The organism is Thermosipho globiformans (assembly GCF_003990895.1).
Classification (GTDB): domain Bacteria; phylum Thermotogota; class Thermotogae; order Thermotogales; family Fervidobacteriaceae; genus Thermosipho; species Thermosipho japonicus.
Genome location: NZ_BHXD01000022.1, coordinates 1 through 9,912, shown reverse-complemented (window position 1 = coordinate 9,912; position 9,912 = coordinate 1). Strand labels below are relative to the sequence as shown.

Below are 9,912 nucleotides of genomic sequence, written 5' to 3'. Positions count from 1 at the left end.
CGATTTTTCAAAAACTATAAAAAATAGAGAAACAAGGAATCCTAAAATAACTGAAGGAAAAAGACAAGACCAAAAGACATTATTTTTATCTTCTTCTTCATAGTAGTACCTTACAAAGCTTTGATCTAGCCCGAGTAAAGTAACAAGTAGCGCTATATTATAGGCCAATGTAAACATTGAGGCTCTTCCAAATTCTTCAGGAAGAATAAGATAACTAATAATAGGAGTAGAGAAAAAACCAATTATTGCTCTAACCCAAGTTCCTATAGAAAATGAAAAAAACATTTTTATATAATTCTTCATCGCCAAAAAAACTCACTCCTGATCTTATTATTATTTATTTTTAATTATGCTTTTGCCTATCTATCAAATCTTTTTTTCAGACACATAATGTTTTTCATACCAATCTCTGTATTCTCCACTTCTAATTTTTTCTACCCACTCCTTATTTTCTAAATACCACTTTACTGTATCTCTCAACCCTTTTTCAAACGTTATTTCTGGCTTCCAACCAAGCTCCTGCTGGATTTTTCTACTATCTATTGCATACCTTCTATCATGCCCTGGCCTATCTTTTACATGCTTTATAAGATTCTCATTTATTTCTTCATCCTTCGTATACTCTCTCAAAATTTCTATTATTTTTTTCACTATCTTTATGTTCTCCCATTCATTATCTGCTCCTACGTTGTATACTTCTCCTATTTTTCCTCTTTCAATCACTAAATCTATTGCCCTACAATGATCAAGCACATGTATCCAATCTCGTATCTGCCTTCCATCTCCATAAATCGGAAGGTTCTTATGTTCTAAAGCATTTAATATCATCAACGGTATTAATTTCTCGGGAAATTGATATGGCCCATAATTATTTGAACATCTAGTAATATTTACCGGCATTCCATATGTCTCATAATATGCCAGAACAAGCAAATCGGCTGATGCTTTGCTCGCTGAATATGGACTTCTAGGACTAATCGGAGTCTTTTCTGTAAATTTCCCACTCGGCCCTAGTGTCCCATATACTTCATCTGTCGATATTTGAATAAATTTCTTTCCATTTATCCATTTTCCATCTTTATTCCATTTTTTCTTTGCAACATCCAATAATGTCTGTACCCCAAGTACATTTGTTTCTAAAAATTCTCTTGGATTATATATTGACCTATCCACGTGACTTTCTGCTGCAAAGTTTACTATTACATCTATATCATACTTATCGATTAAATACTCGATTAATTCAGAATTGTTAATATCTCCTTTTACGAATTTAAATCTCTTCTTCTGTTCATCTCTTAGTTTTGATAAATTATCCAGATTCCCAGCATATGTAAGCTTATCTAAACCTATTATTTGAGATTCTTTGTATTTTTCAAGATAATAATAAACAAAGTTGCTTCCTATAAATCCACAGCATCCCGTAACTAATAATTTCACATAATCACCTCAACTTTAATTCTTCATATAATCTTTTTTCAAGTTCAAGTAAGTCTTTTTTTCTTTCCTTTACTGGCTTTGCAGGTATCCCAACCGCAATAGTCCATTCAGGTATGTCTTTATTTACTAGTGCCATGCTCCCCACCGCTGCTCCTTCTCCTATCGTAACGCCTGGAAGTATTGTCGCACCTGTTCCGATCAATCCATGTTTTTTTATAATCACTGGTTCAGATATAATGCTTCTGTATTTTTCTGGTACCATTGGATTCGTTAAAAATTCTCCCGAGTAATCATCTGTTATTGCATAAACACTTACTCTACTTGATAAACCACTAAAATCTTCCATGATTATTCCTGCTTCTCCAGCAAACAAATAACAACCTGCTGCTATGTGTATGAAACTTCCAAGTTTTATCTTCCCTGACAAAATGCAAAAGTCATCTATCCTAACATTATCTCCTATCTCAATTAATTCTGGCTTATATATCGAAGCTTTTTTACTTATTAAAACATTCTTCCCTATTGATTTGAACCCTAATTCTTTCAATTCCTCGGGTGTATAAAAACTCGTTTTCATATATTTACCCCCTAACAACTTTTTCTATTGTTGCACATATTTTTTCAACATGTTTTTCTTCTAAATCACCATACAACGGCAAATGTAAAATCCTCTTTGAGATATCTTGCGATATTGTACATTGACTTTCTTGACTAAACACTGTATCTAACGATGGAAAAAAGTATTTTCGTGTGTTGTAACCTCTCTCTTTTAGTTCTCTATATGCTTTTTCTCTTTGCTCTTGATTTTCAAATAAAACAGGCATGTATATGTAATTGTATTTTGTTATATTACTTGATAATTTTTGAAATTTTACTAATCTTTTTAATTTCTCTTTGTAGCTTTCATAAATTTTTTTGCGTTTTTTTATTTCTTTTTCTACTATTTCTAAATTTAATAATCCCATTGCTGCCTGAAATTCATTCATCTTTGCATTTATCCCTTTATCTGCTATTTCTATTTCTTCATTAAAACCAAAGTTTCTTAATCTTTTTGCTTTCCTTATTAATTCATCATTATCTGAAAATATTGCCCCACCCTCTATTGTATGAAATACCTTTGTTGCATGAAAACTTGCTATTGACACATCCCCAAATTTATAAATAGACTCTCCTTTATAATAAACATCAAAACAGTGTGCTGCATCATATATTATCTTTAATCTATGTTTTTTTGCTATTTTTTCTATTTTTTCAACATCACAAGGGTTCCCAAAAACATGTACTGCTAATATTGCTCTTGTATTTTCTGTTATCTTTTTTTCAATTTCATTAGGGTCTATGTTAAATGTTTCTGGGTTTATATCCACAAATACTGGTTTATATTTTTGCCAAATTATTGAACTTGATGTTGCCACAAATGTAAACGGAGTTGTTATTATCTCAGAATCTTTCGGAAAATCGAACAACTCTATGGCAATTAATAATGCTAATGTACCGTTTGAAACTACTGCGCACTTTGTATTGAACCTCTCCTCTAATGCTTTTTCAAGTTTCACTAGATATTCTCCATTGTTTGTAAGCCATCTTGTCTTCCAAAGCTTTTCTATCATCTGTGTATATTCTCCAAAATCAGGCATTATGCTTCTTGTTACATTAATCATTTTATTTCACCAGCCAATTCCAAAATGTATTTTCCATAATCTGTTTTTTCTTGTTTTTTCCCAAGTTCATATAATTGCTCTCTTGTTATATACCCCATTCTATACGCTACTTCTTCTATACATGCTATGTAAAATCCTTGCCTTTTCTGTATCGTTGCTACAAAGTTTGATGCTTCAAGTAATCCTTCTGGCGTTCCTGTATCAAGCCACGCAACTCCCCTGCCTAGTGGTATAACCTTTAATTTACCTTTCCTTAGATATTCTTTATTTACATCAGTAATTTCTAATTCCCCACGCAAAGATGGTTTTAGATTCTTTGCTATTTCTACTACATTATTGTCATAAAAGTAAAGTCCAGGAACTGCCCAATTCGATTTTGGTTTTTCCGGCTTTTCCTCTAGCGATATTGCTTTTCCATTTTCATCAAATTCTACTACCCCAAAGTCTTTTGGATTACGCACTGGATATGCAAATACAACAGCTCCATCTTTAAATTGAGCTGCTTTTTGCACTGTTTGACCAAAGCTTTGACCAAAGAATAGATTGTCACCTAATATAAGTGCTACACTTGAATCACCTATAAATTCTTCACCTACTAAAAATGCATCTGCTATCCCTCTTGGTTTAAGTTGCTCTTTATATGTTATTTTTATTCCCAATTGTGAACCGTCACCAAGTAATCTTTGGTATAACGGCAAAAATTCTGGATTGGTTATTATAAGTATTTCTCTTATCCCTGCAAATAATAAAATTGATAGTGGGTAATATATCATTGGTTTATCATATACCGGTAATAGTTGTTTACTTACTGATATAGTTGCTGGATAAAGCCTTGTCGCCTTTCCCCCTGAAAGTATTATCCCTTTCATTACATATCTCCCCCGTTCAATTTCGATTCAAACACATTTTTCCAAAGTTGCACGCAGCGCTCTTCTGAAAATTCTTTTAATACTTTCTCTCTATTCTTTTTCGCAATCTTTTCTTCAAATGTAAATATATCTTTCTCAGAACCGTCTAATATATTTTTAGTATCAAATATTCTTATACCAAGTCTGTTAAAAAATGACCAAGATGAAATATCACTTCTTATGTATACCTTCTTTCCAAGATAAAGAAGTGCCAATATATTCCCAAGGGCTTGCTGCCTCCTATGTGCAAATATTGCAACATCTACATTTGCTAATATTTCGGCATACTCTTCCGCGGAGAGAAATTCTGTTAATGCAATAAAGTTTTCTCCAAATAGTTTAACTCCATACCCATATACTTTTTTTACATATTCTTGTGAACTGCCGTAGGAGAGTGGACAAATTATTTTGGTGTCAGTAAGTTTATTTTCATACAATGCATCAAGTATCTCAAAATGATTGTTACTTGGAGCTGCAGAATTCCCAATCAATATTGTTTTTTCTTTTCTATTTTTTTGATCTGAAAATGTATCTAGCATTTTAAAATCAACTGGATTTGGATAAAATGCATAATAGTATTTTGCTTTCGTTTTGTATTTTTCCTTTGCAAACAAGTAATCTTCTTGTACTAACGCGACTATTCCGTAAATATTCTTTATTAATTTTCTCTTCAATCTTTCTAATACTTTTTCTCTAACTGAATGGGAATCTTTTAACCAATAGTTGTAAAGGTCTCCTCCCCATATTACCCAGTAGGTCTTTGAAAGATTTTTCCTGTTAAATAAAAATAACATCAGACTTTTTCCACCACGAAAAAGTGAATGTAAAAATACCTTGTCTGCATTAGAAATTTTTTTATATAACCATCTTATTTGACTCAGCTTAGAGATATCTACTATCTCCACCTTGCCTCTATCAAGATACTTAGGCTGTTTACTAAATGTTACAAAAGTGTGTAATGAATTAGAAAAATTGTTTTTTATAAATTCTATAAATTTATCAGAATATTTATTATCATTCAAAATATGAAGATACAATACGTAATCCTCCTAAATACCATTTAGAGAACTATTTGAATAATTAAAAATCATCTTTTTAGGACAACAACTGCTTCTTTTAACTCTGTGTATGCTTTTAAGAAGCTTTCTTTTTCACTAACATCTTTTTTTGCAATCAAAACAAATTTTTCGCAGTATTTTACAAATGCCAAAACATCAGGATTTTCATAATTTGGCAAGTTAAAGATTATATAGTCATAATTTTGCTTAATATTCTCAAAATCTTTTTCAAAATTATTAACCAATTTCAAAAATTCAGACGTTTCAGATGTTTTAGCAGCAGAAAATACATCTAAATTTTCTTTGAAGTTGTAAATATTACTCTTATCAGTTCCTTTCAAGCCTCTTGAAATATATTTTCCTTCAAAATCAACCAAAATAGTATTACCTGTTGAAGAGAAAAATTCTGCAAGTCTTAAAGTAATATCATCCTTTTCTTCAGCATTTCCAACGCTCGTAACGCCAATAGTTTTTGGTATTCCATCTTTAAGTAAGTTCAACGCAATAGTTTTAATATCGTTCAAAAATTTCAAGTTTGTAAAATCGCTATTGCCTTCAAGAACTATTGGTTCTTTTTCAATAAGCTTTTCTATGTCAAATGAATCTCTAATCTTTTTGTCACTTGCTTCTGATAAAAACACAGCCAAAATTCCAAGAAAAATTCCAAGAACCCCACCAATTGCTAAAGTAAGTTTTTTGTTAGGTTTTGCAGGCTTTTCAGGAATAAATGGCTCATCAACAATTATAGGAACATTTAAATTAAGCCCAGCCCTAGTAAGTTTTGCTTCTTCAAGCTTTGATTTTAAAAGAATATATGCATTTTGTTTTAATTGATAATCTCTCTGCAAAGATAAATATTCTTGTTCTAGCTCTGGTAAATTTTTTATCTGTTTTTCCAAGTTTTCTCTTACACTTAAAAGAGCACTTAGGTATGATTTATAAATTTCGACAGATGATTGAGTAGAAACAAGGTCAGATGAAATAGAACTTAAAATAGGATCATCTGTGTTTAATTGGCTTAAAAGAATATTTTTTATTTCTTCCTGTATCTTTTTTTGAGTCTCCTCGATTCTTGCTTTATACTCAGCAACTTCTGGTGAATCTTCTGAGTATTTTTGAAGAAGCGCGTTATACTCTATCTGATAGTCAGTAAGTTTTCCTCTAAGAGTTGAAATTATAGGACTGTTTGGAATATACTCAAGTTTTTCTATAAGACCTTTTACGTAACTAACATTATTTTTTAATTCCTCTAGTTTTGCCTTCAATTGCTTGTACTCTATCTGAGCAGATAAATATTGTTTATCAATTTCAGAAAATCTGTCGAGAAGGATTTCAGCTTCTTTTGAAGGAAGAACTGATTTTGTCTTTTTAAAATTAGTTATTTTTTCTTCTATTTCGGATAATTCTTTTTCCGTTATAGGAAGTTGCTTCTCAATAAACTCAATCATATAGGTATTTTCATCCTTGTTTAACTCTTTTGAAACTTCTGTATATGCGTCTACAAGTGCTTTGGAAATTTTGTAAGCAAGCTCTTTATCATCCATACTAACTTTTATTTCAATAAATGATGTATCTTTTAAAGGTTGAACTGATATTATTTTTTCCTGAAGAGTTGAAATAACAGAATTTAGGGTTATATTTTTCTTTGCTTCTTTATCTTTTGCTTTATTTCTAAAATAATCAAGAAGATTTAATTGCTCAATAACCTTAGTAAGTGTTTTTCTACTCTTTATAATCTCTATTTCATCTGAAAGCCCAGGCTGACTTGTTCCTCCCAATATTAATGATGCAGCTCCTGAAAGTGATGGTGCACTACTTTTTGCAGGTATTTTAACTTTAGTTGAAATTTCATATATAGGAGTTGCAAAAAAGTATAAATAGACTCCTGTTGCAAGGATTGTTAGTATGAAGATACTCCAGAACCAGAATTTTCTCTTTTTAAAAATTTTTAGAATGTCAGATAATGTTAATTCGTCTATTTGGTTGTTATCCATATTTTTGTCCTCCCTTAACTTTATTATTTTCCTATTTGATAGATGTTATTATAAAGTGTTATTAAATTATTTATTATAGGCACCCAGTCAAGTGCTGTTTTAAATGCATCTGCTGGTACATAAACTATGTCTCCTGGTTCAACTCTTGGATTTTCTTCAATATTTCCACCTTTAATTGCTCCACTTAAGTTAACCTTTATTGCCTTTCCATCAATTCCACCTTTGTATAAGTAAACTGATGAAGGTGCTGCTTTTGCACTAAAGTATCCTGCAGAAATTATTGCCTCAAGAACAGTCGTTCCCTCGTTTACTGAAATAATTCCAGGATTATTAACCTCACCAAGCACATATGCTATATTTTGTGGAGCATCAATTACCTTAATAATATCCCCTGGTTTTACATTAAACGATAAAGTGTACTCAATATTTGAAATATCAATTATTTTTTCTGTTGCATCTCTTGTAAGTTTTACAAATTTATACCCTTTATCAATCTCTGCCTTACTAATAATCTCATAAAGTGTTGTATTTTCTTTATCAAGATAGAACATATTTGCCTTACCATTTTCATCTACTACAAATACGTAATTTTCTGTATCAACATCAAATATTATGGTACTACCATTTTCAAGTTTAATATTTGAATGTTCATCCCATGTAAATGTTGTCTTGGTAGAACCATTTAAAATAGTAACTGTTTTACTTATCCCTTCTTGTATTCCACCGATTTTTGAAATAAGTGTTTTAAAATCAAATGGTTCAGAATTTGTAAATTTAACCACAGTATTTGGCATTCCTTTTCCAAACACATAAACATAATTTGGTCCTTTTTCAGTTACAAATACAAAGTCATTATTTTCAAGCTTTGCATTTTCTTTTCCTTCATACACCTTTTGTGCATCCAGTGAATTTACAATTTGACCATTCCTTATTATATATACCTTATCAGAAGTATAATACAAATCTGGGCCAATAATCAATCCTCCAAGTTTTCCAAAAAGTGTTTTAAGGTCAGCCGTTTCATCATAACTAAACTCGACTGTTCCTGTGTTTTTAATATAGCCCATTGCAGTTACATAAATAGGCTTTTTTAAAGTTACATTAAGTATTGATCCTTTTTCTATCTCCATATCTTTATTAAAATCTAATTTTTCTCCATTTAATGTAACACTTTCAATTTTTCTATAGTCTGAAAGTCCTACTTTTGCTAGTATTCTTTGAAGTGTTATTTTTTCATTCAAAGAAAAGCTCACATATGAGGCGACATCTCCTGTTAAATAAACTGCATTTTCTTGAGAAGTTCTAATTACAACTGTATCATACTTTTCAAGTGGTATAGAAGGATTTTCATATATAAGGCTATTTATATTAAACTCTTGGATTTTGCCATTTCTCACTATTTGAACAGATTCAATTGATTCAGGTTGACTTATTCCTATCTTTTTAATCAAATATGGTAAAGTCCTTGGCTCGTTATGAAGCAGCGTAACACTTCCACCATTTAAACCAACTACATTTACAGTAAATGGTTCGTATAAAACCTGGACAATATCTCCTTTATTTAGATTGTAATCTTGTTCTCCAAAAATTACATCTTTAACTTTTAATTTTGTTTCATTGTTAATTACTACCATACCTTCATTTTCAACTTCTTCATCTAAAAGACCAGCTTTTGCAAGTAATGTTTTTAAGGTCTTTTTCTCATCAGGTAAAAACTCTATCTCTCCTTTATTTTTTACATATCCTTGAATATATACGTAAAATTTTGGAATTTTTGGAATATATATTCTTGAACCTGCAGAAAGTTCTATATCTTTTTTGTTTGAAATAACTTCTTTTAGATTAATTTCAATAACTTTTCCATCTATAAATACTTTTGCATTTTTGATATCTGCATATTTTTCATCTAGTGGTCCAAGTTTTAAAAGAACATTACTCAATTTAATACCAGGTTCATATGGAATTTCAAGAGTATATGCACCCATTACCTTTATTGTTTTACTATCCAAAAGAGGTGGAATATAAATTATGTCTCCTTCTTTTAAAACTATATCTTCGTCAAATTTTCCTTGATAAAAATATGGCAAAAGATTAACTGAAATTATATTATCTCCACGTTTTATTTGAACATTTTCAAAATCGACGTTTGAATCTTTTGAAATACCAACAAAAGAAAATAGCTTTGTTAAAGTTATGCCTGGATAAACAGAAATATCAAATACCTTGTTAACTGCTCCTTGGATAAAAACTAGCATCGGTGCATATTTAACTACGTAAACTGTAATTTGTGGATCTTTTACAACTTTTTCTGCATATGGTTTTAGTATTTGGGCAATTTCTTCAACTGTTTTTCCAGCAACCATTATATTTCCAGCATATGGATAAGGAATAGTCCCATCAAATGCTACTTTAACTGTTCTTGAAAGTTGAGGTTGGTTTAAAACCTCAATTGTTAAAGTATCTCCTATTCTTACAGTGTATGAAAAAAGACTTAAACCAAACAAAAAAATAAGCAAAACAAAAAGTTTTTTCATATGTTTGCCCTCCTGCAAAAAATTATTTTTATTCCTATATTTTCAAAATAATTATAGCATAGATTGTTTTATTAATTAATAGTATTAAAATAGTTTATAAAAGTAAAGATTTTTCTAAGTTTTGCAAAGAACACGGTATTTCCCAAGGGCAATATTACAAGTGGAGAGATAAGTATTGGTGCAAAGTCTGTACTTGAAAATTCTTCCAATTCTTCTCAAGTGGCACAATATCAAAGAAAGATTCAAGAGCTTGAACAAATTATTGGTAAACAAGCTATCGTTATTGAGACACTAAAAAAAACAGTCATTCATCCTGGAGG

General features: G+C 30.5%; 8 protein-coding genes and 1 pseudogene. 1 reads left to right on the top strand and 8 read right to left on the bottom strand.

The annotated features are described in order from the left end of the window. The 8 genes from EO083_RS09495 to EO083_RS09460 all read right to left on the bottom strand — a co-directional run. Window positions 1-303, bottom strand: a 303-nt coding sequence (locus tag EO083_RS09495; RefSeq protein WP_164723715.1) for a lipopolysaccharide biosynthesis protein, incomplete at its 3' end; no start/stop codon positions are given. 63 nt (window positions 304-366) lie between these two features. Then, window positions 367-1,437 carry a dTDP-glucose 4,6-dehydratase gene (gene rfbB, locus EO083_RS09490; protein ID WP_126994191.1) on the bottom strand — a complete coding sequence of 357 codons (1,071 nt, stop codon included), beginning with the start codon at window positions 1,435-1,437 and terminating at the stop codon, window positions 367-369. A 4-nt stretch (window positions 1,438-1,441) separates the two neighbouring features. Further along, window positions 1,442-2,014, bottom strand: coding sequence for an acyltransferase (locus EO083_RS09485; RefSeq protein ID WP_126994189.1), 573 nt, complete (start codon window positions 2,012-2,014; stop codon window positions 1,442-1,444). A gap of 4 nt (window positions 2,015-2,018) precedes the next feature. After that, window positions 2,019-3,098 carry a DegT/DnrJ/EryC1/StrS family aminotransferase gene (locus tag EO083_RS09480; protein WP_126994187.1) on the bottom strand — a complete coding sequence of 360 codons (1,080 nt, stop codon included), beginning with the start codon at window positions 3,096-3,098 and terminating at the stop codon, window positions 2,019-2,021. Beyond that, entirely contained in the window at window positions 3,095-3,967 is an 873-nt protein-coding gene (gene rfbA, locus EO083_RS09475) for a glucose-1-phosphate thymidylyltransferase RfbA (protein ID WP_126994185.1), read from the bottom strand. Before rfbA ends, EO083_RS09480 begins: the two co-directional genes overlap by 4 nt. Then, window positions 3,967-5,043, bottom strand: coding sequence for a TDP-N-acetylfucosamine:lipid II N-acetylfucosaminyltransferase (locus EO083_RS09470; RefSeq protein WP_126994183.1), 1,077 nt, complete (start codon window positions 5,041-5,043; stop codon window positions 3,967-3,969). Before EO083_RS09470 ends, rfbA begins: the two co-directional genes overlap by 1 nt. Before the next feature lie 50 nt (window positions 5,044-5,093). Continuing rightward, the gene (locus tag EO083_RS09465; protein WP_126994181.1) at window positions 5,094-7,058 is read right to left on the bottom strand and encodes an exopolysaccharide transport family protein; all 1,965 of its coding nucleotides are present in this window, start codon (window positions 7,056-7,058) and stop codon (window positions 5,094-5,096) included. A gap of 23 nt (window positions 7,059-7,081) precedes the next feature. Beyond that, window positions 7,082-9,592 (bottom strand): polysaccharide biosynthesis/export family protein, encoded by a 2,511-nt coding sequence (locus EO083_RS09460; protein ID WP_126994179.1) that lies wholly within the window; start codon window positions 9,590-9,592, stop codon window positions 7,082-7,084. A gap of 62 nt (window positions 9,593-9,654) precedes the next feature. Between EO083_RS09460 and EO083_RS10070 the strand changes: the two are divergent. Then, window positions 9,655-9,912 (top strand): annotated as a pseudogene (locus EO083_RS10070) (transposase); the annotation flags it as partial.